Origin of the sequence: Shinella yambaruensis (genome assembly GCF_022899355.1) — a bacterium.
GTDB classification, from domain to species: Bacteria; Pseudomonadota; Alphaproteobacteria; order Rhizobiales; family Rhizobiaceae; genus Shinella; species Shinella yambaruensis.
The window spans coordinates 56258-79469 of record NZ_JALJCK010000021.1 but is presented as its reverse complement, the minus strand read 5'-3'; the positions used below and the strand labels follow the sequence as shown (position 1 = coordinate 79469).

The following is a 23212-nucleotide window of genomic DNA, read 5'->3' as shown; positions in this document are numbered from 1 at the left end:
GGCCTGGCGACGCTGCGCCAGCTCGCCATCGCCGACGACGCCGGCCACGTCAATCCGAACGGCGGCGCCATCGCGCTGGGCCATCCCCTCGGCATGTCCGGCGCCCGCATCACCGGTACCGCCGCGCTCGAACTCAGCCTCACCGGCGGCAAACGATCGCTCTCCACCATGTGCATCGGCGTCGGACAGGGCATCGCCGTCGCGCTGGAGCGGGTCTGACGGCGGAAGAGGGGCGACAGGATGGGCTTTCCGGATATCCTTTTGAGAGGCTACCGCAATTTCATGGAGCGGCGGTTTATCCATGAACGCTGCCGCTACCGTACGCTGGCGGAGGACGGGCAGGCGCCGCACACGCTCGTCATTGCCTGCTGCGATTCCCGTTCTGCGCCGGAGACAATTTTCGATTGTGGCCCTGGTGAGCTCTTCGTCGTCCGAAATGTCGCCAACATGGTGCCGCCCTATGAGCCGGACGGCCATTTCCATGCCACCTCGGCGGCGCTCGAATATGCGATCCAGGTCCTGAAGATCGAAAACATCGTCGTCATGGGGCATGGACGGTGCGGCGGCATCAAGGCAGCGCTCGACCCCGCCGCCGAGCCCCTGTCGCCCGGCGATTTCATCGGCCGATGGATGGCCCTTCTGCAACCGGCTGCTGCACAGATAAAGGGCACGCACCTGATGACTCAAGGAGAACGTCAGACGGCTTTGGAGCGCGTGTCGATCCGAAACTCGATCAACAACCTTCGCACCTTTCCCTATGTCCGCGCCCTGGAAGAACAGGGTAAGGTGCGCGTCCATGGAGCCTGGTTCGACATCTCGACCGGCGAGCTCTGGGTGATGGACGACAGGACCGGTGATTTCCGTCGTCCGGATGCCGACGGCATCGGCATGACGGAAGAGCCGCTCCTCAACACAGCATCCGGACGCGTCAGGGCATCGGCGTGAGCATTCGCTTGCTGCACCCCCGCCGCGTTATCCAAGTTGCTCCTGCCGGCGCGGGTCTATCGGGATCGGTGCATGCAGGTCGAAACCGGCGACTTCATACCCGCGTTTGAAGTCTTCTATGTGGCGCGCCATCCAATGTTGCGCCGCCCGGCTGTCTCCTCTTTCGATCTCTGCGAGGATCGACCGATGCGCGGCAAGCAGACGGTGGCGCGCCTGGGGGACCGCGTCATAAAGGCCGACCGTGGCGGAGAAGAGCAACATCCGGATCGGTTCGCTGACCAGGCCGAGCACGGCATTGGAGGCGGCCTGCGCGACGAGCCGGTGAAACTCGATATCGTACTCGATGACCTTGTCGTCATCCTCGATATGCTCGTTCAGGCGGGCGACGTTCTCGCGCAGCGCCTCCCTTACCTCCGGCTCTATCCTTTGCGCGGCCGCATGGGCGGCGAACGGTTCGATCTGAAGCTGCATCTCCCACAGGTCGAGGAAGCTGACATGCATGAGCCCGAGCGCGCGCGTGTTGACGCGCGCGATCTCGCTGGCCTGCGGAACCTGTACGACCAGCCGCTTGCCGCCGACCCGCGTTACCAGATCGGAGTTTTCCAGCGCCCTGATCCCTTCGCGGACCGTCGAGCGGTTGACGCCGAGCTGCGCGGCCAGTTCCGTCTCCGTGGGAAGCTTGTCGCCCGATTTGAGCCGGCCACTCATGATCGCCTGCTCGATCGCCTTGGCGACCCTCTTGTAGGTCGGATCGCGGTCGATCTGGATCAAGGTGGGCTCTGGCGGTGAAGTTGCCATCCGCGGCTATGCTCCGTTTCTCGAATACTGTGGTCTTTTGGTTGAAATTGCAGCTTAATCGCAGCAACCGTGAATGTCAGCCGGTTTCACTGCCGACGAGGGCGTCAAAGTCCGGAAACGAGATGGCCTCCGTCAACCGCAAGAGCGGTGCCGGTGATATATGTCGCGTGGTCCGAACACAGCAGCCGCAGCGGTTCGTCGAGATCGGCCATCCGGCCCAGCCGTCCCTGCGGAATCCGCTTGATCAATCTCTGCCCCGCCTCCGTCGCGAAGAACTCCCGGTTCAACGGCGTCTCGATATAGCCGGGGCAAAGGGTGTTGACCCTGATGCCGCGGCGAGCCCATTCAAGGGCGAGGGACCTGGTGAGTTGCATGACGGCTGCTTTCGATGCCGCATAGGCGGCGAGCCCGCTTGCAACCCGCAGGCCGAGGATCGAGGCAACGTTGACGATCGCTCCGCCCCCGGTTTGCTGCATCCTCCGGGCAGCTGCCTGCGCGACGAGAAAGACGCCCTTCAAATTCGTGTCGATAACGCGGTCAAGGTCCTCGGGACTCGTGTCCAGGGCGAATGTCTCGACGCTGACGCCGGCATTGTTCACCAGCACGTCGATCTTGCCGTCGATCCGCTCGAAAGCCGACTGGACGGAGCCGGCATCTGCAACATCCACGGCTATGCTTTCCGCAGTCCCGCCGGCCGCGGCGATGTCTTGTGCGATGCGCGCGAGGACCTCGCTCCTGCGCGCCAGCATCACGACCCGATGGCCCTCGGCCGCCAGGGTGCGGGAGAAATGTTCACCGAGCCCGCTTGAGGCGCCGGTCACGACAAAGCAGCGTCCGCTCATCGTCCCTTTTCATCACAGAATGTAACATATTGACCTATTGTCCGACAGTCGCTCTATGAAGGGCGGGAAGTCAAGGGCGTAGTGCCATGCCGTGGCGTGGAATCGACATGAGGCGGCCCGCTTAATGCGATTCCGCCCCGAGAAATCCATGACCATGCTGTCGGGGCGGCGGCCTGCCGATGGGCAAGACGCCGCCCGGCTCGCCGTCAACTCGCCTTGCGCATGCGCTGCGACAGCTCATGGAGGTCCGTGCCGGCATCGAAACGGCTGACGCGGAACGACCGGATGAGGCCGAGAAGTTCGTCAGTGTCGGCGGCGAGGGCCTCTGCCGAGGCCGTGGTTTCCTCCGCCATGGCGGCATTGCGTTGCGTGGCTGCGTCGAGCTGGTTCAGCGACGTGGAGATCGAGCGAAGCGTCACGTCCTGCTCCGAAGCGGAATAGGCGATCTTTCCGACGATGTCGCTGGCAGCGGTAACCTGCCCGGAAATGCGCTTCAGGGCCTCGCCCGTTTCCCGGACGAGGCGCACACCGTTCTGCACCTGGCCGGAGGAGCGGGAAATCTGGTCCTTTATCTCCTTAGCGGCGGCTGCGGATCGCTGGGCGAGTTCCCGCACCTCCTGTGCGACGACTGCAAAGCCCTTGCCGGAGTCGCCGGCGCGGGCGGCTTCGACCCCCGCATTGAGGGCGAGCAGGTTTGTCTGGAACGCGATCTCGTCGATGACGCCGATGATCTTGGAGATTTCTTCGGACGAGGTCTCGATGTCGTTCATTGCCTCGATCGCTTCCGCCACGATCAGGTCGGACCGGCTGGCCTCGGCGCTGACCGATTTCACGCGCTGGGAGGCATCGCTTGCCCCCTCGGCCGTCTGCCGCACGGTAACGGTCAGTTCATCGAGGGCGGCTGACGTCTCCTCGAGGTTGGCGGCCTGGCGTTCGGTGCGCTGAGACAGTTCGTTGGAGGCCCGGCGGATTTCCTCCTTGGCCCCGCCGATGTCGATCCCCTTCGCGTTGACCTTCGTCATGGCGGCTTCGAGATGGTCGAGCGCTTGATTGAAATTGGCGCGAAGGGTTTCATAGGACGGGCCGAGGTCCCCGCATCGGACCGTGAGGTCGCTTGTCGCGAGCCTCTCCAGGGCTTCGCCGATCGCCGTGACCACGCGTGCCTGGCTTGCCGCATCTCTTTCCTGCAGTTCGTAATTCTGCTGGCGCTCGCGCTCGAGTTCCTGCCGCTGGCGTTCCTCGCGTTCGGCCATGGCATGGCGCTCGCGGATTTTTTCCTGCAGGGCCTGCGTGGCCTTCGCCATGGTGCCGACCTCGTTCGACATACCGGTATGCGGGATAGCCGTTTCGACGTCTTCATCGGCGACGGCCTGCAGGGCGGCATGAACGGCGGCGAGCGGCTTCGTGATGTTGCGCATCACGATGAATGCGGCCGCAAGCGAAAGGAGGAAGGCGACGAGCCAGGCGGCGGTAACTTCCAGGATCGTCTTGTTGATCTCCGCCTCCAGGTCGTCGGTATAGACGCCCGTCGCGACGACGATCTGCCAGGGTTCGAAGATGCGGGAATAGGTTGCCTTCTCGAAAAATTCACCGGCTGGCTCGCCCGGCTTCTCCCAGTAATAGAGGGTGATGCCCCCGCCGGCTTGCGCTTTTTCGAGCATGTCCTCGCGGAACAGGTTGCCTTTCTTGTCCGGCTGGCCTTTGAAGTTCATGCCGACAAGCGGGGCATTGTAGTGGAACCGGACCGTGATGCCGGAGTCGAATGCCCAAAGATAGCCCGCCGGCTCGAACGTCACGGCGGCGGCGATTGCATAAGCCTGGCGCTGGGCCTCTTCACGGCTGAGTTCACCCGTTTTCTCGCGGTCGTGGTAAAGCTGCAGGATGGAGAGCCCCGATTCCACCTGCGTGCGGAGCATATCGTAACGCTCCTTGTAGATGGCGCTGATGGAGGTTCGGACCTGATAGTAGGTCACTGCGGCGAAGGCCGCCATGAGAACGGCGACCATGCACAGCAATTGGCGGGATATTCTCAGATTCTTCATAGTCGACACACTTTCAGGCAGCCGAAGTCTCCCGATGGGAGCCGGTCAGAGGAAATATTGATTTCGAGAGCACGCATCCTGCGCAAGATGAGCGCGAGCATTACGCTATGGGATTACACTGATGCTTGACGCCTGAATAAAATTTTAATTCCGGGAGGCGCGAAAAGTACAAAGACGACCGGCGTGAACGAAGTTCGATATTCGCACGGAGTTGCCCTTTTTCGTCGTGGTTTTTCACATTCGACGGCGCGATGATCTAGAGAGGGCGGAGCTTGACCCTTAGCCTTGGTTGAAGGTTATGGTTCGGTCTTTTCTGCGGCCTCTACAGGCAGGAAGGGTTCGTGACGATGAGCAAGCGCGTTCTCCATGTGGTCAGCAACGTTGCCCACTACACCGATCCGTCGCATCCGACCGGCCTCTGGCTGTCTGAACTGACCCATGCGTGGGATGTGTTCGCGGCGCGCGGCTATGAGCAGCATATCGTCAGCCCGAAAGGCGGCATGTCGCCGCTGGAGCCGCGCGCCCTCAAATGGCCGCTCCTCGATACCTCCGCCAAGGCCTGGCTGGATGATCCCGAACGGATGGCGCTTCTGGCCTCGACGGCGCGGCCTGAGGAGATCGATCCGGCCGGATACGATGCCATCTATTTCACCGGCGGACACGCGGTCATGTGGGATTTCCCGGATGACGAAGGATTGCAGCGGATCACGCGCGCCATCTGGGAGCAGGGCGGGGTCGTCTCCTCGGTCTGCCATGGCTATTGCGGCCTGCTGAACACGCGCCTGTCCGACGGCAGCCTTCTGGTCGCGAAGCGTAGGATCACGGGCTTTTCCTGGACGGAAGAGATCCTGGCCGGGGTTGCGCGGAAGATGCCCTATAATGCGGAGGCGGAGATGAAGAAGCGCGGCGCCTTGTACGAGAAGGCCCTGCTGCCCTTCGTCTCCCATGTCGTGGTGGACGGCCGCCTGGTGACGGGGCAGAATCCCTTCTCGGCCAAGGCGACGGCGGAGAAAGTGGCCGCGCTTCTCTGAGAATGCCGTGTGCCTAACCGGCTTTGACTGAACGGCGGCGGCCCGCCTTGCCGAGAAGCTTCGTGTCGTCGGCCTCAAGGGTCGGCCCTTCCACATCCTTGCCGAGCATGCGGGACAGAACCCGTCGCGCATTGGCGGCGCAGTCCATGTCGCCGGGCTTTGCCTCGATATCCTCAAGGAGCGCGACGAGCTGCGCCTTGCTCCGGGCCAGCCGCATTTCCAGCGCCTCGATATCCGCGACCTTGCGGCGGAGCGCCTCGACCAGGCTGCCGTGGTCCCACCGATCCAGGTCGGGCGGCAGGAGCGTGCGGATTTCATCGAGGCTGAAGCCGGCGGCCTGGGCGGTGGTGATCAGTTCGAGCACCATCACCGCTTCCGGCGGATAGGTGCGATAACCGTTCGGGCGGCGGTCGACCGTCTTCAGGAGGCCCGCGCTTTCATAGAAGCGGATGCGCGAATTCGTCAGCCCCGTGCGCTTTGCCAGTTCACCGATGTTCATCTGCAAAAATCCTTCAGAAAGTGTCTTGACCATAAAGTTAGCTTAAACGTTAAGGTCTGTCCAAATCTAATTTGGAGATCTTCTCATGTCCCTGTTTTCCCCGCTGACGCTGCCCAATGGCGCTACTATCCCGAACCGCATCGCCAAGGCTGCGATGGAAGAGAATATGGCGGACGGCGACCACGCACCGTCCGCCGAGCTCATCAGCCTCTATCGTGCGTGGGCCGAGGGTGGATCCGGGCTCATCATCACCGGCAATGTGATGATCGACGCACGCGCCATGACCGGCCCGGCCGGTGTCGTCCTGGAAGACGACCGTTACCTCGACCGCTTCAAGACATGGGCGGACGTCGCGCGCTCGGGCGGCGGCCAGGTCTGGATGCAGATCAATCATCCCGGCCGTCAGATGCCCGCCGGGCTCGGCCAGCCGACATTGGCTCCGTCCGCGGTCGCACTCGATCTCGGCGCGCAGTCCAAGGTCTTCCCCGTGCCGCGCGAGATGACGCCCGCCGACATCGCCGAGGTCGAACGTCGCTTCGTCAACACCGCGGTGCTGGCGGAACGCGCGGGCTTTACCGGCGTCGAGATCCATGCGGCCCATGGCTATCTCCTGAGCCAGTTCCTCTCCCCGCTCGCCAACCATCGCAAGGATCGCTGGGGCGGAAGCCTCGAAAACCGTGCCCGCCTTTTGCTGGATATCGTTCGCAGTGTGCGCGCGGTCGTCTCGCCAAGCTTTGCGGTGGCGGTCAAGCTCAACTCGGCCGATTTCCAGCGCGGCGGTTTCTCGCCGGAAGAGGCGCAGGCCGTGGTCGCGATGCTTGGCAACCTCGGCGTCGATCTCGTCGAATTGTCGGGCGGCAGCTATGAAGCGCCGGCGATGATGGGTGCGGCGCGCGATGATCGCACCTTGGCGCGCGAAGCCTACTTCCTCGAATTCGCACGCAAGATCGGCGAGGTCGCGACGATGCCGCTGATGGTCACGGGCGGCATCAAGCGTCGCGAGGTGGCGGAGACGGTGATCGAAAGCGGCGTGGCCATGGCAGGGATCGCCACCGCGCTCGCCATCGAACCGAACCTGCCGCGCAACTGGAAGCTCGGGAAAAACGACGCTCCGACGCTGAAGCCGATCACCTGGAAGAACAAGCCGATCGCATCCTCGGCGCATATGGCCGCTGTCCGCTACCAGTTGGTGCGTCTCAGCCGTCGCCGTCGCACGGCGCCGAATGTGTCGCCGGTCTGGGCGCTGCTCACCGCGCAGGTATCCGCAAAGCGTAGTGCCCGTCAGTATCGGCGCTGGATGGCTGCGCGGAAGGCAGCCTGACCGCCGGCTGGCGAAATCGCATCCGTCAGTGAGCGCCGTGCGCGGCCCTTGACCTTAAACTGGACTTTAACGTTACCATCCGCTCGCAGAATGAGCGCATTATTGAGGAAAGTCGTCGTTCATGGCTGATGAATTCACGGAAGTCGATTTTGGCGGTCACAAGGTCATGGTGCCGAAAGGCGGTTACTACGACCGCTTTGGCTCCAATCCCGATCTCGACGCGGTGGCGAAAGACCCGGCCGCCGGCAATATCGATTTCTTCCGGCGCATCCCGAAAGTAATGGTCCCCTCGCGGATCGGCCCCACATGGGCGCCGAACTTCTATTACCGCACCAGCAACGTGCAGGCTTTGATGCTCGCACCGGTGAAGAAGATCCGCGCGATGTTGCCGGGGCAGCTCGAGCCGCTGCGCGCGCTGCCGGGATACGGGCTCGTGGCGCTCACCTTCTTCTCCTATGCGGTCTGCGACAACGATCCCTATAACGAAGTCTCGGTCGCCGTCGTCATCCGCCGGCCGGGAGCGCGCGGGCCGCATGCGCTGGAACTGCTCGGCTCGATGCGGCGGCAGAGCTTCTTTGCGCATGTGCTGGCGCTTCCGGTCGATACCGAGATCGCCCGCGTGCGCGGGGTCCATGGCTACCAGCTGCCGAAATGGCTCACCGGCATACAGCTCGACATCTCCTCGAAAGGCGTCTCGGCGAGTATTGCGGCAACGGACGGCAGACCGGATGTGGCATTGACCGCGCCGTTGCCGGCACTGCGCCGGATACCGTCGCAGTCGCGCCTCTCGACCAACACCTCTATCGGGCTGGTGGACGGTGAGTGGCGTCAGACGCAGTTCGTGACCAATCCGATCGAGTTCGCCCGGACACTGTTTCCGCGTGACGTGAAACTGTCGCGCGCCGGTGGTCCGATCAGCCAGTTGCTGGATGGCCTGGGGGTGGGAACCATCTTGCGGTTCGACGTCGTTAAGGATGCGCAGATGGTCTTGCACCTGCCGCGCTCGCTACAGGCCCTGCCTGCCATTTGAAGACCACATCACCGGGTTGCACCCATCAACAGAGGAGAAGTCGTCATGGCCTATGTCAAAACAAAGGACGGAACCGAGATTTTCTACAAGGATTGGGGTCCGAAGGACGCGCAGCCGATCCACTTCCACCACGGTTGGCCGCTCAGCGCGGACGATTGGGACAACCAGATGCTGTTCTTCCTCAAGGAAGGCTTCCGCGTCGTCGCGCATGACCGGCGCGGCCATGGTCGTTCGAGCCAGGTCAGCGATGGCCATGACATGGACCACTATGCCGCCGATGCCTCGGCGGTCGCCGAGCATCTCGATCTTCGCAACGCCATCCATATCGGCCATTCGACCGGTGGCGGGCAGGTGGCGCGTTACGTCGCGCAGTATGGCCAGCCGCAGGGGCGTGTCGCCAAGGCGGTGCTGGTCAGCGCCGTGCCGCCACTGATGGTCAAGACCGAAAGCAATCCGGATGGGACGCCGATCGAAGTGTTCGACGGTTTCCGCGCCGCGCTGGCCGCGAACCGCGCGCAATTCTTCCTCGACGTGCCAAGCGGACCCTTCTACGGATACAACCGGCCGGGCGCAGAACCCTCACAGGGCGTTATCGAGAACTGGTGGCGCCAGGGCATGATGGGCAGCGCCAAGGCGCATTACGAGGGCATCAAGGCGTTCTCGGAAACCGACCAGACCGAGGACCTGAAGGCGATCACCGTGCCGACCCTCGTGATGCAGGGCGACGACGACCAGGTGGTCCCCTACAAGGCGGCGGCGATCATGCAGGACAAGCTCCTGCAGAACAGCAAGTTGATCATCTATCCCGGATTCTCGCACGGGATGCTTACGGTGAACGCCGATGTGATCAATGCCGATCTGCTCGCATTCATAAAAGGTTGAAGCGAAACGCGCGCCGGACCGGCTTCGGCGCGCGCCATTTCAAGAGATGGACGATATGATTCCGGCCCACCCCGATCCCAGCTTCGATATGGCGGCTCTGCTCGACCGCCAGCGTTCCGCCTTCCTCAAGGAAGGACCGCCGACCCTTGCCGATCGCAAGGCCCGGCTGAAACGCCTGCGCTCCGCCGTGCTCGCGCATCGGCGCGAGGTGGCGGAGGCCATCAGCGCGGATTTCGGGCATCGTTCGCGCCACGAGACCGACATCATGGAAACCGTCGGCGTGATCCAGACCATCGACTATCTCATCCGCAATCTGCGGCGCTTCATGAAGCCGGAGCGCCGGCATGTCGGCCTGTTCTATCGCGCCGGCCGCGCCTATGTGGAGTATCAGCCGAAAGGCGTCATCGGGGTGATGGCGCCATGGAACTATCCGTTCTCGTTGACGATCATCCCGCTTGCGACCGCGCTCGCCGCCGGCAACCGTGCGATGCTGAAACCGTCGGAACTGACCCCGCGCACCAGCGAGACCATCCGCAGGATGCTCGAAGAGGTCTTTCCGGCCGATGAGGTCGCCGTCGTGCTCGGCGGCCCGGAGATCGGTGCGGCGTTCAGCGGCCTGCCGTTCGATCATCTGCTCTTCACCGGCAGCACGCCGGTCGGCCGCAAGGTGATGAAGGCGGCGAGCGACAATCTCGTGCCGGTGACGCTCGAACTCGGTGGAAAGAGCCCGGTCATCGTCGAACGCGGCCATGTCGACGATCGGACGATGGCAAGCATCGTCTTCGGCAAGTTGTCGAATGCCGGCCAGACCTGCGTCGCACCGGACTACGCGATGATTCACGAAGATGATCTCGACACGTTCATCGCCCAGTTTGGCGTGAGTGTGGCGCGTGCCTATCCCGACGGGCCGACGAGCGACGATTACACCTCCATCGTCAACGATCGTCATTACGATCGGCTGCGTGGCCTGATCGAGGATGCCCGAACCAGGGGCGCACGAGTCATCGAGGTCGGCGTCACTCCGGAGCGTTCCGCAGACCGAGCGCGCACGCTGGCGCCGACGCTGATCGTGGGCGCCGGAGACGATGCAGCGATCATGCAGGAGGAGATATTCGGCCCGCTCCTTCCGGTCACGACCTATCGCACGATCGACGAGGTTATCGACTACGTGAACGCACGGCCCCGTCCGCTGGCACTCTACTATTTCGGTGACGAAGGCGCGGACCGCGAGAGGGTCCTGACGCGCACCACGTCGGGCAATGTCGGCATCAACAACACCATGATCCATGTCGCGCAGGACGATCTGCCGTTCGGCGGGATCGGCCCGAGTGGCATGGGCGCTTATCACGGCATCGAGGGGTTCCGCACCATGAGCCACGCCAAGGGTGTCTTCGTCCAGGGCCGCTGGAACCTGCCGAGCCTGCTGCGCGCGCCGTTCGGCAGGCTCGTCGATTTGGCCCTCAGGGTGACGCTGGACTCAGGAAAATGAGATTCGAAAGCCAAGCATGGCTAGTCGTCCTACGGACCGATCCGCTCCCGCACGTTGAGGTGCGCGGATTTAGGGAAGCATGCGACGACCCACTACCACACGCGGTGTTGAAACGAGTCGGGCTGCATTTCTACCCCCAGAAGTTGATCTGATAAGACACTAAGTCTGAGGTTCCCCCGGAGCAAGCAAGCTTGTTGGATAATACAAAGGTTGTGCATAAGCCGTGGCTTGCTTGCAGGCCAGACACTGAATGGCAGCCTATCGCCAATATTAATCGAAAAGCGGGCAGGCCGCTGTCGGCCCCAATGGAGACGTTATGCTCCAAGCTCCCGCCAATGGCGGCGCGTCTAAGAACTTTGTTGCCTCCAGGCAGGCCAATTAGTCAGGAAAGGCCCTTTTCTCTTCGACCGCCACGCGGCCGGCGAGGGGATTCTGTCAGTTCTCGGGCGGGAAGGTTTTAGTTGGCCCTCGGGATGGCCGAAAACCCTTGATATATAAGGATTTCCGCTGGTCGGAGTGGAGTGATTCGAACACTCGACCCCCACGTCCCGAACGTGGTGCGCTACCAGACTGCGCTACACTCCGTGACCAGCGGCGCCTCTATAGAACAGGCTTTTCGTTTCGACAAGCGCAAAATATCAAAAAAATTCGCGCCGTTGGGGAAAGGGCCGGAAGGCCGGGCGTTTTGTTTTTCGGGGGCGCTGCGGGAACCGGACTGCGGCTTTCGCGTTTGGCGAGCCATGGAACAGATCATCGCCGACCTCTTTCCCCGCACCGAAGTGCCCTATCCGGTCCTTTTGGCCCGCATGGCGGGGGCGATCCTGCTCGGGGCGGTGATCGGGGCGGAGCGGGAATACCGCGACCATGCCGCGGGGCTGCGCACCCATATCCTCGTGGCGCTGGCGGCCTGCGTCTTCGCCATCCTGTCCATCGAGAGCGTACACATGGCCGGCTTTTCCGACGAGCAGGTGCGCATCGATCCGCTGCGCGTCATCGAGGCGGTCACCTCCGGCGTCGCCTTCCTCGCCGCGGGCATGATCGTCTTCTCGCGCGGCGAGGTGAAGGGGCTGACGACGGGGGCGGGCATGTGGCTTGCCGGCGCCGTCGGGCTTTCGGTCGGCCTCGGCTACTGGTTCGTCGCGGTCGTTGCGACCTTTGCCTGCTTCGTCGTCCTCTTCATTCTCGCCAAGATCGAGATGAAGAAGGACGAGGACACGAAGGCGGCGGACGGCGGGAAAACATGACGGTTCGAGTTGTGTTTTAGGCGTTTCGTCGGAATTCTGTTGATTTACGAATAAATCGGGCCCTATACCGTCTTCAAACGAGGACGCGCGCAGCCATGCGGGCGGCCCCCGCATCCGGCCGCTTGCGGCGGGGCGGTCGAGTGGCCCTTCGCCGCCCGGATGCCGCCGGCCCGCCGGCCGGCCTCCGGCGTCGATCTTTGAAGAGACATTGTCATGCGTCCATCGGGCAAGGCCGGCATAGAGGAACTCAGAGCGGCGCTGAAGTCGAGCGCCACGGGCTTCCTCGCCATCGGCCTCTTCAGCTTCTTCGTGAACCTGCTCGTGCTGACCGGGCCGCTCTTCATGCTGCAGATCTACGACCGGGTGCTCTCCTCCCGCTCGGAGGCGACGCTGGTGGCGCTGACCGGCCTCATCATCGGCCTCTATCTCGTCATGGGCGTGCTCGACCATATCCGCAGCCGCGTCGCCGCGCGCATCGGCGCCCGCTTCCAGGCGCGCTTCGACAAGCGCGTCTTCAACGCCGTGCTCGACCGCACGAACCTGCACGCCCAGGGCATTTCCACCGTCACCGGCATGCGCGATCTCGACGCGATCCAGAAGGTGCTGTCCTCGCCCGCGCTCTTCACGGTCTTCGACATTCCGTGGACGCCGTTCTTCCTCTTCGTCATCTTCACCTTCCATCCCTGGATGGGCGTGCTCGGCATCGTCGGCGGCCTCATCCTCGTCGGGCTCACCTGGCTCAACCAGAACGGCACGAAGGAAGACCAGGAGCGGGCGATGATCGCCGGCCGGCTCAGCGACGAGATGACCCAGACGCTGCAGAAGGAGAGCGACACCGTGCGGGCGCTCGGCATGCGCCGCGCCGTCGCCGGCCGCTGGCAGCTCCTGCGCGACAAGGCGCTCGAGGCCAACATCCGCTATTCCGACAGCAACGGCTTCTATTCGATCAGCTCGAAGACCTTCCGCGTCTTCCTGCAGTCGGCGATCCTGGCCCTCGGCGCCTATCTGGTGCTGCAGAACGAGATCACCGCCGGCGCGATGATCGCCAGCTCCATCATCATCGGCCGGGCGCTGGCGCCCATCGAGGGGGCGATCGGCCAGTGGTCGCTGATCCAGCGCGCCGGGCAGGGCTGGCGCAACCTGTCCGAGCTCCTGGCGCGCGTGCCGGAGGACGATCCCCGCACGGCGCTGCCGAAGCCGCGCGCCATCCTCGAGGTCGAGCAGGTAACGGTCGTGCCGCCCGGCGAGCAGGTCGCGACGCTGCGCATGCTGAATTTCGAGCTCCGGCCCGGCCAGGCGCTCGGCGTCATCGGCCAGAGCGCCTCCGGCAAGTCGACGCTCGCCCGCGTGCTCACCGGCATCTGGCCGCCGGCCGCCGGCAAGGTGCGCCTCGACGGCGCCTCGCTGGAGCAGTACGGCACGGACGGCCTTGCCGACCATGTCGGCTACCTGCCGCAGGATGTCGTGCTGTTCGAGGGCACGGTGGCGGAGAACATCGCCCGCATGGCGCTCGATCCCGACCCGGTGAAGGTGGTGGAAGCGGCGAAGAAGGCCGGCGCGCACGACATGATCCTGCGCCTGCCGGACGGCTACGACACGAAGCTGCCGGCCATGGGCGGGCGCCTTTCCGGCGGCCAGAAGCAGCGCGTCGGCCTTGCCCGCGCGCTCTATGGCGATCCGGTGCTGGTGGTGCTCGACGAGCCGAACTCCAACCTCGACGCCGAGGGCTCGATGGCGCTGAACCTTGCCATCCGCAACCTGAAGGCGGAGGGCAAGTCCGTCGTCATCATGGCGCACCGGCCGGCGGCGATCGAGGAATGCGAGCTCATCCTCATCATGGAAAACGGCCAGCGCCTGGCCTTCGGCCCGCGCGACGACGTGCTGCGCGCGCACCTGCGCAACCACACGCAGGTCGTCGCCGGTGCCGGCGGCAGCAACAAGTAAGGGTTTAGAGCCATGGTTCGCGAAACGGGCGCCAAGGACAAGAAGTGGACCAGCCGGGGCTATGCGATCGCCGGCTATGCGACGGTCTTCGTGCTGCTCGGCGGCATGGGCGCCTGGGCGGCGCTGACGCGCATCAACGGCGCGGTCGTGGCCGGCGGCATCATCGAGGTCGCCAGCAACCGCCAGATCGTGCAGCATCTGACGGGCGGCGTGGTCGGCGAGATCCGCGTCAAGGAAGGCGACACGGTGAAGGCCGGCGACGTGCTGATGCGCCTCGACGACACCTTCGACCGCTCCGAGCTCGCCGTCATCGAGGGTCAACTCTTCAGCCTGCTCGGCACCGCCGCGCGCCTCCAGGCGGAGCAGGACGAGACGGCCGAGATCAGCTTCGATCCCGAGCTCCTGAAAGCCGTCGCCACCGATCCGGAGGCCGCCGAGATCGTCGCCGGCCAGAAGCGGCTGATGGCGGCGCGCGCCGAAACGCGCGGCAAGCAGGCCGCTCAGCTCCAGGAGAAGAAGGCGCAGATCGCCAAGCAGAACGAGGGCCTGGAAAGCCGCATCAAGGCGCTGGAAACCCAGCTCAGCCTGATCGGCAAGGAACTGGAGGCCCAGAACAAGCTGCTCGCCCAGTCGCTGACCAATGCCAGCCGCGTGCTGGCACTGCAGCGCGAGGAGGCGGAAATCCTCGGCACGATCAGCCAGGCCCGCGCCAACATCGCGGAAAATGCCGGCCGCGTCGCCGAAATCGAGATCGCCATCCTCAACATCCATTCGACGGTGCGCGAGGAGGCGACGACGGCGCTGCGCGAGATCGAGGCGAAGGTCGCCGAGCTCAAGGAGAACCGCAACGCCAAGCTGGAGACGCTGAGCCGCATGGACATCACCGCGCCGATGGCCGGCGTCGTGCTCGGCATGCAGGTCCACGCGCTGCGCTCGGTCATCCGCCCGGCCGATCCGCTGCTCTACATCATCCCGCAGGAACAGGACCTCATCATCACAACGCAGATCTCGCCGACGCAGATCGACCAGGTCCATGTCGGCCAGATGGCGCATATCCGCTTTGCCGCCTTCGACCACCGCTCGACGCCGGAAATCTTCGGCCATGTGACGAAGGTCGCCGCTGACGTGCTCGCCGACCAGCGCACCGGCGCCACCTACTACAAGGCCGAGATCAAGCCGGACAGCGGCGAGATGGCGAAGCTCGGCGACAAGCATGTCATGCCCGGCATGCCCGTCGAGACCTTCATCCAGACCTCCGAGCGCTCGCCGCTGGAATATTTGATCAAGCCGCTCGCCGACTATTTCGCCAAGGCGTTCCGCGAGCGGTGAGCGGGTGTTTCACCAACCCCTGATGGAACAATTTGGCGCCACGACCGTTTCCCGATCGACACATCGGTTTGGGAAAGGAAAATTCTATGGCTCGGGCCTTGATCCTCTGGTTGATGGGCGTTCCGCTCTTCGTCGTCCTCCTGCTCTGGTACTTCTTCTTCTGAGCGGGATACGGAATGGTAAAAGGGGGCCGATTGCGGCCCCCTTTTTATTTTCGAAGCTGAAGCCGCCCCTCATCCGCCTGCCGGCACCTTCTCCCCGCAAGCGGGGAGAAGGAAAAAGGGGCAAGGGTTTCCCGAAAATCGGAGGCGGTGCGGCATATCCCTTCTCCCCGCTTGCGGGGAGAAGGTCGCGGCAGCGGGATGAGGGGCCGCCTCCACGGCGAAATTCTAGTCGTCGAGATCGGCCAGAATCTCCGCCGCCCGCCCAGCACTCGTATGGCGCACGTCCACATCCTGCCGGCGGTTGGCGAAAAGCTCCGTCGCCATGATCTTTTCGGCGAGGTCGGCCGGCAGGGAGAGCAGCACGCGCTGGTCGTCCTTGTGGATGCCGCCGATCTCCGAGCGGCGGCCGGTGATCATGCCGCCGGCCACCGTGTTGTTGGTGTCGGGGTCGATCAGGATGAAGGCGCCGGTCGTGCGGTTCTGCTCGTAGGTGTCGAAGATCGCCTGCTCGTCGAAGGTGAGATGCACCTTGCCGATGGCGTTCATGCCGAGCCTGTCCGCGGCACCCCACTTGGCGGTTTTCAGGTCGAGCTGGCTCACCGGCTCGATGCTGACACGCTGGCGGCGCGAGCCGCTCTTCAGCCAGTAGCGCTTGCCCGGCTCGATGCCGTCCGGCTGGAGGGCGACGAGCTGGGCGTCGAAGCCGCGGCCGGTCATCGGCTGGCTGTCGATGGCGACGATCATGTCACCGCGCGCCACATCCACCTGCCGGTCGAGCACCAGCGTGATCGCGTCGCCCGCGACGGCGGCGTTGCGCACGAGGTCGAAGGTGACGATCTTGGTGACGTTCGCCACCATGCCGGAGGGCAGGACGACGACCGAGTCGCCCGGCTTCACCGAGCCGCCCGCGACCGTGCCCTGGTAGCCGCGGAAGCTTTCGCCGGGGCGCGAGACGCGCTGCACCGGCAGGCGGAAGCCGACCGTCTGGTTGGAGCGGGTGGTGGCCTTCTCCAGCGTCTCGACCAGCGTCGGGCCGTCATACCAGGGCATGGCGGCGCGCCCGTCATAGACGACGTTCTCGCCCTTCAGCGCCGACATCGGTATGGCGGTGATCTGCTTGACGCCGAGCGTCAGGGCGAATTCCTTGAAGTCGTGCGTGATCTGCTCGAAGCGGGCGCGATCGTAATGCGTCAGGTCGATCTTGTTGACCGCGAGCACGAACTGGCGGATGCCCATCAGCGAGGCGATGGTGGCATGGCGGCGCGTCTGTTCGAGAATGCCGACGCGCGCATCGACCAGCAGAACGGCAAGGTCGGCCGTGGAGGCGCCGGTCGCCATGTTGCGCGTATACTGCTCGTGGCCGGGCGTGTCGGCGACGATGAAGGCGCGGCGGTCCGTCGAGAAGTAGCGATAGGCGACGTCGATGGTGATGCCCTGTTCGCGCTCGGCCTGCAGGCCGTCGAGAAGGAGGGCGAAATCGGGCAGGCCGAGATCGTTCTGCTTGCCGGAACTGTCGCGCTCGAGCGTCGCGGCCTGGTCTTCCTTGACGGCCTTGGTGTCCCAGAGCAGGCGGCCGATCAGCGTCGACTTGCCGTCGTCGACAGAGCCGCAGGTGATGAGGCGAAGCGGGCGGGAATCGCGGATGGCGCGGGCGTGATCAGGGGCCGTTTCTTCCAAGGAGAAAACCTCGGCGGTTGCAGTGGCGGAAACGGTCATCTCAGAAATACCCTTCGCGTTTCTTCTTTTCCATGGAGCCGGACTGGTCGCGGTCGATCGCGCGGCCCTGGCGTTCGGAGACGGTGGCCGTCTCCAGCTCGGCGATGATGTCGTCGAGCGTCGTGGCGGTGGAGCGGATGGCGCCGGTCAGCGGGAAGCAGCCGAGCGTGCGGAAGCGGATGACGCCTTCCTGCTTCACTTCGCCGGGAAGCAGTTCGAGCCGCGGGTCCTCGGCCAGGATCATCATGCCGTCGCGCTCCACATAGGGGCGCTTTTCCGCGAAATAGAGCGGCACGATCGGGATGTCCTCGGCCTGGATGTAGCGCCAGATGTCGACCTCGGTCCAGTTGGACAGCGGGAAGGCGCGCACGCTCTCGCCGTTGCGGATCATGCCGTTGTAGATGTTCCACAGCTCCGGGCGCTGGTTGCGCGGGTCCCAGCGGTGGTCGGGCGTGCGGAAGGAGTAGATGCGTTCCTTGGCGCGCGAGGCTTCCTCGTCGCGCCGCGCGCCGCCGAAGGCCGCGTCGAACTTGCCGGCGTCGAGCGCCTGGCGCAGCGCCTCGGTCTTCATGATGTCGGTATAGAGCGCCGAGCCGTGCGTGAAGGGCGTGACGTTCTCCGCCGCGCCGCGCGGGTTGATGTGCTCGATCAGGTCGAGATCGTAGTCCTTCACGATCTTGTCGCGGAAGGCGATCATCTCGGCGAACTTCCAGCCCGTGTTGACGTGCAGCAGCGGGAAGGGCACCCGGCCCGGATAGAAGGCCTTGCGCGCGAGATGCAGGAGGACCGAGGAATCCTTGCCGATCGAATAGAGCATGACCGGCCGCTCGAATTCGGCGGCCACCTCGCGGAAGATGTGGATCGCCTCGTTTTCCAGCGCCTTCAGATGCGGATCGAGCGGCGGCTTCTGCGTTGCGCTGTGCTTCGCTTCCGCTTCGGGACGGATATCGGACATGAAAGGGGGTACTCCGGATTTCTGCGCCCCTCGGGGCGGATGAACTTTAAAGGGCGCTCGATTCGAGGGAGGGGATCGCCGATTCCGGCACATGCAGGCCGCATTCGCGCTTCTCGTCGTTCTCCCACCACCAGCGGCCGGCGCGCTCGGGCTCGCCGGGCTTGATGGCGCGCGTACAGGGCTCGCAGCCGATCGAGGGATAGCCGCGCCGGTGCATCGGGTTCACCGGAACCGCATTGTCGGCGACATAGGCCTTGATGCGCTCGATGTCCCAGTCGGCCAGCGGGTTGATCTTGATCAGGCCGCGCTCGGCGTCGAACTCCGCGAACGGCGTGTCGGCACGGTTGCCGGACTGGCCGCGGCGAAGGCCGGTGATCCAGAAGGATGCCCCTTCGAGTGCGCGCGCAAGCGGCTTCAGCTTGCGCACGCCGCAACAGGCGTGGCGTGCCTCGACGCTCTCGTAGAAGCCGTTGAGGCCGTATTGCGCGGCATAGGCGTCGATATCGTCCTGGCGGGGATGATAACGCGTGATGGTGATGCCGTACTGGTCCTCGGTCTCGTCGATGAGGTCGACGGTCTCCTTGAAGAGGCGGCCGGTCTGCAGCGTCACGACGTCGATGCCGAGGCGCTCGGCGCCGATGGCCGCCGTGATCACCTGGTCCTCGATGCCGAGGCTGGTGGTGAAGACGGAACGCCCGCCAAGCCCGGCCACCAGCGCGAGGCGTCCGGCAAGGTCGAGTTCGGCGAGTTTGTCATTGAGGGCCTGCGCGGTCCCGTTTCCGGTGAGAGCAGTCATTCCATTCCATGCCTTTGCGAGAAGTTGCCGGATTATCGCAGCCTTGCCCGGCCCGAGACAGCAAAACGGATTTCTGAAATGTCGGCGCGGGAGCAAATATCTCTCCATCTCGCGCCACGGGCAGAAATCCTGCCGCCTTTCCCGGCCGTCAAAAAACTTGACAGCAAAAATCAGATTTAATAGCTGAATGTCGAATTCAAGTATCGGGGCGCATGGGTGCCCGACAGGAAGGAACGAGGAAAATGGCGATCAAGATTGCGGTCAAGGATGCGAACAAGGACGGCAAGGGCATCAACTTCGCCGCGTACCTCTCCAACTTCAACAAGACCTATCTTCGCGACGGCTACGGCTCCTTCAACAGCGCCGACCCGATGGCCATGAGCGGCACGCAATATGCCAGCACCAATCTCAAGGACTACGGCGTCGTGCTGACCGCCGGCAAGGCGAAGTGGGACTATGACCTCGCCACCCACAAGATCACCGGCTCGCTAAAGGCCATCACCTTCGGCGACAAGGTCGAGCTCGTCGGCTCGCGCTTCAAGGCGGTGTCCGACATCGAGATCACCGGCCTCAACGTCACCGACAAGACCCTTGCCGGCAAGATCCTGAGCGACATCATGGGCGGCAAGAACACCGATGGCGGCGCGACGACGAGCCTCCAGAAAATCCTCAAGGCCAATGCCATCGAGTTTTCGGGCAGCACCGGCAACGACACGTTCACCGGTTTCGGCAAGGCCGACAAGATTTCCGGCAACAACGGCAACGACACGCTGAAGGGCGGCGGCGGAAACGACACGATCTCCGGCGGCGCGGGCAATGACAAGCTCTTCGGCGATGCCGGCAACGACAAGCTTTCGGGCGGCAACGGCAATGACACGCTCGACGGCGGCGCCGGCAACGACAAGCTGACCGGCGGGAACGGCGCCGACACCTTCATCTTCAAGAAGGGCCAGGGCAACGACACGATCACCGACTTCGAGGCCGGCAGCGCCAAGGGCGACGTGATCCGCCTCGACAAGTCGGTGCTGAAGAACTTCAACGACGTGCTCTCGCACGCCACGGAAAAGTCCGGCGACCTCATCATCGACTACGGCAAGAACACCATCAAGCTCGAAGGCATCGACAAGGCGGACCTTCACGCCAACGATTTCTTCTTCTTCTGAACCTCCGGTCGGAAGCAGGCAGGAAGGGCCGGGCGCATTGCCCGGCCCTTTCATTTGGACGCGGCCGTTCAACTATCCTTGAACGGCCTCGCCGGCCCAGGGGTGTATCCTATCTGTCGGGGCAGGAGAGACAGAGGAGAACGCCATGCAGGCCGCAACAACACGGATGGTCGTCCTCGCCGCCACCGCGTCGATGACCGCTTTCGCCGCCTTCGCGCATCACGGCTGGACCTGGGCCGAGGAAGAGCAGACCGAACTCACCGGAACGATCCGCACCGTCTCGATCGCCCCGCCGCACCCCTCGCTGGAGGTCGAGACGGCGTCGGACGGCGTGTGGAGGATCGAACTCGGCAATCCGCGCCAGACGCAGCGGTCCGGCTTCGTGGAGGGATCGGCGGAGCCGGGCGATGCGATCGTCGTGCTCGGCAACCGCTCGCTCGACCAGAACGAGAAGCGCATGAAGGCCGTGCGCATCACCGTCGCCGGAAAGGTCTTCGACATCTATCCCGAGCGCATCGAGACGAATTGACGGGGCGGGGATGGAGGCGCTTGCCTGGCTCTCGACGACGCCGGTCGCCGCCGCGCTGAAGGCGTCCGGCACGCTCTATCTCGTCGTCAACGCCGCCCATATCCTGTCGATCGGCCTCGTCGTCGGGGCCATCCTGCCGCTCGACCTGCGGCTCGTCGGCCTCATCCGCGCCGCGCCGATCGCCGCCATCGGCCCGCTGCTCTCGCGCACCGCGGCGACCGGCGTCGTCGCCGCGCTCGCGACCGGCCTGTGCCTCTTCTCCGTGCGGCCGCAGGAATATGCGGGGAACCCGGCCTTCCTCGTCAAGGTCGCGCTCGTTGCCCTCGGCATCGTCAATGCGCTTGTCCTGCACGCACGCGGCGCCTGGCAGGCGGCGATGGCGACGGACAGCGCGCCGCCCGCCCTGCGCATGCAGGCGCTGCTTTCGATGGTCATCTGGGTCGGCGTGGTGCTGGCGGGGCGCTGGATCGCCTTCATCTGACATTTCGTTCGGGATGCGGCGCGAGCCTGCCCCAGCAGTCGTCCCACAGGTCGTCCTCGTCGACGATGACGATGTCGCGCGGCCTGGGGTCGCCGGCGATCACCTGCCTTGCGCCGGCGAGCGCCTCTTCCACGGGAATGGGGATCGTGTCGCGGGCCTGCGCCGGATCGGTGATGAAGGCGCAGGGGCCGCCGATGCCCTCGATCAGCGTGACGACGAGGTCGGTCTCCTTGCGGATATGACGATGCGAAACCTTTTTGTATGTTGCCACAGGCTCCCCCCTTTGAGGCGATTGCCCGCCTCAATTCCGTGCGACCATCAAGGTTCCAAAGTTTTTATCGGTCGCTCACCGCCGCGCGCGGATTGGTCCACGGCTCCTGGTTGGAGCGGGCGAGGGGCTGCCTGCCCAGGATGTGGTCGGCCGCCTTCTCGCCGGTCATGATCGACGGCGCGTTGAGGTTGCCGTAGGTCACGTGCGGGAAGATCGACGAATCGGCGACGCGCAGGGCCTCGACGCCGATGACGCGGGTCTGGGGATCGACGACCGCCATCGGGTCGCTGGCCGCGCCCATGCGGCAGGTGCCGCAGGGATGGTAGGCGCTTTCCAGGTGCTCGCGCAGGAAGGCGTCGATCTGATCGTCCGTTTCGACGGCGGCGCCCGGCTGGATTTCCGGTCCGCGGAACTCGTCGAAGGCCTTCTGGCCGAAGATCTCGCGGGTGAGGCGCACGCAATGGCGGAACTTTACCCAGTCCTCTTCATGGCTCATGTAGTTGAAGCGGATGACGGGATCGGCCATCGGATCGGCGGAGCGCAGCGTCACGTTGCCGCGCGACTTCGACAGGTTGTAGCCGACATGCACCTGGAAACCGTGGCTCTTGGCCGCTGCCCTGCCGTCATAGGAGATCGCGACGGGCAGGAAGTGGTACTGGATGTCCGGCTGCCTCAGCCCCGGTCCCGAGCGCAGGAAGGCGCAGGCCTCGAACTGGTTGGAGGCGCCGAGCCCGCCCTTGGAGACAAGCCACTGCGCGCCTGCCACTCCCTGCCAGAACCACGGCAGCCAGGAATAGAGCGAGACGGGCTTCGTCGAGATCTGCTGGAAGTAGAACTCCATGTGGTCCTGCAGGTTGGCGCCGACGCCCGGCCGGTCGACCTTCACCTCGATCCCCATGTCCTTCAGGTGCTGCCCCGGGCCGATGCCGGAGAGCATCAGGAGCTTCGGCGAGTTGAAGGAGGAGGCGGAGACGATGACCTCGCGGTTCGCCTTCACCACCTCGATCCTGCCGCCCCGCTCGATCTCGACGCCGACGGCCCGGCCGTTCTCGATGACGATCTTCCGCGCGAAGCAGCGCACGAGCGAGACGTTCGGCCGCTTCATGGCGGGGCGCAGATAAGCGTTCGCCGCCGACCAGCGCCGACCGTTGTGGATCGTCTGCTCCATCAGGCCGAAGCCTTCCTGCTTGGAGCCGTTATAGTCGTCCGTCAGCTCGAAACCCGCCTGCTGCCCGGCCTGGATGAAGGCGTGGAAGAGCGGGTTGGTCACCGGCCCGCGCCGCACGTGCAGCGGCCCGTCGGTGCCGCGCCAGCCGGCTTCGCCGCCATGCGAGGTCTCCATGCGCTTGTAGTAGGGCAGCACGTCCGCATAGGCCCAGCCCTGCGCGCCGAGCTCCTCCCAGCGGTTGAAGTCCTCGGCATGGCCGCGCACATAGACGAGGCCGTTGATGGAGGAGGACCCGCCGATCACCTTCCCGCGCGGCGCGGTGATGCGCCGGTTGTTGAGGTTCGGCTCGGGCTCGGAGAGATAGCCCCAGTTGTAGCGCTTCATGCTCATCGGCCAGGCGAGCGCCGCCGGCATCTGGATGAACGGCCCGATATCCGACCCGCCATATTCCAGCACCATGACCGTATGCCTGCCGTCCTCCGAGAGGCGATAGGCGAGCGCCGATCCGGCGGAGCCGGAGCCGATGATGATGTAGTCTGCGTTGGTCATGGCCTGTTACCGCTGGTTGATTGG

Annotated in this window: 21 protein-coding genes, 1 tRNA gene and 1 pseudogene; 13 read left to right on the top strand and 10 right to left on the bottom strand. The window is 64.4% G+C overall.

The window, feature by feature from the left end:
- Both MUU56_RS30765 and MUU56_RS30760 read left to right on the top strand, forming a co-directional pair.
- Positions 1-219: pseudogene (locus MUU56_RS30765) on the top strand (3-oxoadipyl-CoA thiolase); the annotation flags it as partial.
- Positions 220-240: 21 nt separating this feature from the next.
- Positions 241-945 (top strand): carbonic anhydrase, encoded by a 705-nt coding sequence (locus MUU56_RS30760; protein ID WP_245082432.1) that lies wholly within the window; start codon positions 241-243, stop codon positions 943-945.
- A 27-nt stretch (positions 946-972) separates the two neighbouring features.
- On the opposite strand, the gene MUU56_RS30755 is transcribed toward MUU56_RS30760, so the two are convergent.
- From MUU56_RS30755 to MUU56_RS30745, 3 genes are all read right to left on the bottom strand, one after another.
- A complete protein-coding gene (locus tag MUU56_RS30755; protein WP_245082429.1) occupies positions 973-1716 on the bottom strand; it encodes a FadR/GntR family transcriptional regulator in 744 nt (247 codons plus the stop codon).
- Positions 1717-1847: 131 nt separating this feature from the next.
- Entirely contained in the window at positions 1848-2585 is a 738-nt protein-coding gene (locus MUU56_RS30750; protein WP_245082426.1) for an SDR family NAD(P)-dependent oxidoreductase, read from the bottom strand.
- Positions 2586-2791: 206 nt separating this feature from the next.
- Positions 2792-4627: a methyl-accepting chemotaxis protein gene (locus MUU56_RS30745; protein WP_245082421.1), complete on the bottom strand. Its 1836-nt coding sequence runs from the start codon at positions 4625-4627 to the stop codon at positions 2792-2794.
- A 347-nt stretch (positions 4628-4974) separates the two neighbouring features.
- Here MUU56_RS30745 and MUU56_RS30740 point away from each other — a divergent pair, with 347 nt between their 5' ends.
- Complete coding sequence (locus MUU56_RS30740; protein WP_245082439.1) at positions 4975-5658, top strand: type 1 glutamine amidotransferase domain-containing protein; 684 nt, start codon at positions 4975-4977, stop codon at positions 5656-5658.
- A 13-nt stretch (positions 5659-5671) separates the two neighbouring features.
- On the opposite strand, the gene MUU56_RS30735 is transcribed toward MUU56_RS30740, so the two are convergent.
- On the bottom strand, positions 5672-6157 hold the full coding sequence (locus MUU56_RS30735; protein ID WP_245082419.1) for a MerR family transcriptional regulator: 486 nt from the start codon (positions 6155-6157) through the stop codon (positions 5672-5674).
- An 85-nt stretch (positions 6158-6242) separates the two neighbouring features.
- On the opposite strand from MUU56_RS30735, the gene MUU56_RS30730 reads away from it, so the two are divergent.
- From MUU56_RS30730 to MUU56_RS30715, 4 genes are all read left to right on the top strand, one after another.
- The gene (locus MUU56_RS30730) at positions 6243-7478 is read left to right on the top strand and encodes an NADH:flavin oxidoreductase/NADH oxidase family protein (protein ID WP_245082416.1); all 1236 of its coding nucleotides are present in this window, start codon (positions 6243-6245) and stop codon (positions 7476-7478) included.
- A gap of 121 nt (positions 7479-7599) precedes the next feature.
- Positions 7600-8508 carry a hypothetical protein gene (locus MUU56_RS30725; RefSeq protein ID WP_245082413.1) on the top strand — a complete coding sequence of 303 codons (909 nt, stop codon included), beginning with the start codon at positions 7600-7602 and terminating at the stop codon, positions 8506-8508.
- Between the two features lie 45 nt (positions 8509-8553).
- Positions 8554-9390, top strand: a complete 837-nt coding sequence (locus tag MUU56_RS30720) for an alpha/beta fold hydrolase (RefSeq protein ID WP_245082410.1) — start codon at positions 8554-8556, stop codon at positions 9388-9390.
- A gap of 55 nt (positions 9391-9445) precedes the next feature.
- A complete protein-coding gene (locus MUU56_RS30715) occupies positions 9446-10879 on the top strand; it encodes a coniferyl aldehyde dehydrogenase (protein WP_245082407.1) in 1434 nt (477 codons plus the stop codon).
- Between the two features lie 508 nt (positions 10880-11387).
- Here MUU56_RS30715 and MUU56_RS30710 read toward each other — a convergent pair.
- Positions 11388-11464: transfer RNA gene (locus tag MUU56_RS30710), tRNA-Pro, on the bottom strand.
- Between the two features lie 155 nt (positions 11465-11619).
- On the opposite strand from MUU56_RS30710, the gene MUU56_RS30705 reads away from it, so the two are divergent.
- The 3 genes from MUU56_RS30705 to MUU56_RS30695 all read left to right on the top strand — a co-directional run bounded on the left by MUU56_RS30705 (position 11620) and on the right by MUU56_RS30695 (position 15396).
- Complete coding sequence (locus MUU56_RS30705) at positions 11620-12123, top strand: MgtC/SapB family protein (RefSeq protein ID WP_245082402.1); 504 nt, start codon at positions 11620-11622, stop codon at positions 12121-12123.
- Positions 12124-12336: 213 nt separating this feature from the next.
- Positions 12337-14067: a type I secretion system permease/ATPase gene (locus tag MUU56_RS30700; protein ID WP_245082399.1), complete on the top strand. Its 1731-nt coding sequence runs from the start codon at positions 12337-12339 to the stop codon at positions 14065-14067.
- Between the two features lie 12 nt (positions 14068-14079).
- Positions 14080-15396: an HlyD family type I secretion periplasmic adaptor subunit gene (locus MUU56_RS30695; RefSeq protein WP_245082396.1), complete on the top strand. Its 1317-nt coding sequence runs from the start codon at positions 14080-14082 to the stop codon at positions 15394-15396.
- A gap of 389 nt (positions 15397-15785) precedes the next feature.
- Here the strand turns inward: MUU56_RS30695 and cysN are convergent, their stop codons facing one another.
- The 3 genes from cysN to MUU56_RS30680 are packed head-to-tail and all read right to left on the bottom strand — an operon-like array spanning position 15786 to position 19027.
- Positions 15786-17276: a sulfate adenylyltransferase subunit CysN gene (cysN, locus tag MUU56_RS30690; RefSeq protein WP_245082393.1), complete on the bottom strand. Its 1491-nt coding sequence runs from the start codon at positions 17274-17276 to the stop codon at positions 15786-15788.
- A gap of 1 nt (position 17277) precedes the next feature.
- Positions 17278-18231 (bottom strand): sulfate adenylyltransferase subunit CysD, encoded by a 954-nt coding sequence (gene cysD / locus MUU56_RS30685; protein WP_245082390.1) that lies wholly within the window; start codon positions 18229-18231, stop codon positions 17278-17280.
- A gap of 46 nt (positions 18232-18277) precedes the next feature.
- Positions 18278-19027 (bottom strand): phosphoadenylyl-sulfate reductase, encoded by a 750-nt coding sequence (locus tag MUU56_RS30680; RefSeq protein WP_245082386.1) that lies wholly within the window; start codon positions 19025-19027, stop codon positions 18278-18280.
- Positions 19028-19269: 242 nt separating this feature from the next.
- Between MUU56_RS30680 and MUU56_RS30675 the strand changes: the two genes are divergently transcribed.
- From MUU56_RS30675 to MUU56_RS30665, 3 genes are all read left to right on the top strand, one after another.
- Positions 19270-20190 carry a calcium-binding protein gene (locus MUU56_RS30675; protein ID WP_245082383.1) on the top strand — a complete coding sequence of 307 codons (921 nt, stop codon included), beginning with the start codon at positions 19270-19272 and terminating at the stop codon, positions 20188-20190.
- Positions 20191-20356: 166 nt separating this feature from the next.
- Positions 20357-20719 (top strand): DUF6152 family protein, encoded by a 363-nt coding sequence (locus tag MUU56_RS30670; protein ID WP_245082437.1) that lies wholly within the window; start codon positions 20357-20359, stop codon positions 20717-20719.
- 10 nt (positions 20720-20729) lie between these two features.
- Complete coding sequence (locus tag MUU56_RS30665; protein WP_245082380.1) at positions 20730-21200, top strand: DUF6644 family protein; 471 nt, start codon at positions 20730-20732, stop codon at positions 21198-21200.
- Here the strand turns inward: MUU56_RS30665 and MUU56_RS30660 are convergent.
- Positions 21193-21471, bottom strand: a complete 279-nt coding sequence (locus MUU56_RS30660) for a hypothetical protein (RefSeq protein ID WP_245082377.1) — start codon at positions 21469-21471, stop codon at positions 21193-21195. The genes MUU56_RS30665 and MUU56_RS30660 overlap by 8 nt on opposite strands.
- Before the next feature lie 64 nt (positions 21472-21535).
- Complete coding sequence (gene betA / locus MUU56_RS30655) at positions 21536-23188, bottom strand: choline dehydrogenase (RefSeq protein ID WP_245082372.1); 1653 nt, start codon at positions 23186-23188, stop codon at positions 21536-21538.
- Between the last annotated feature and the right edge of the window lie 24 nt (positions 23189-23212).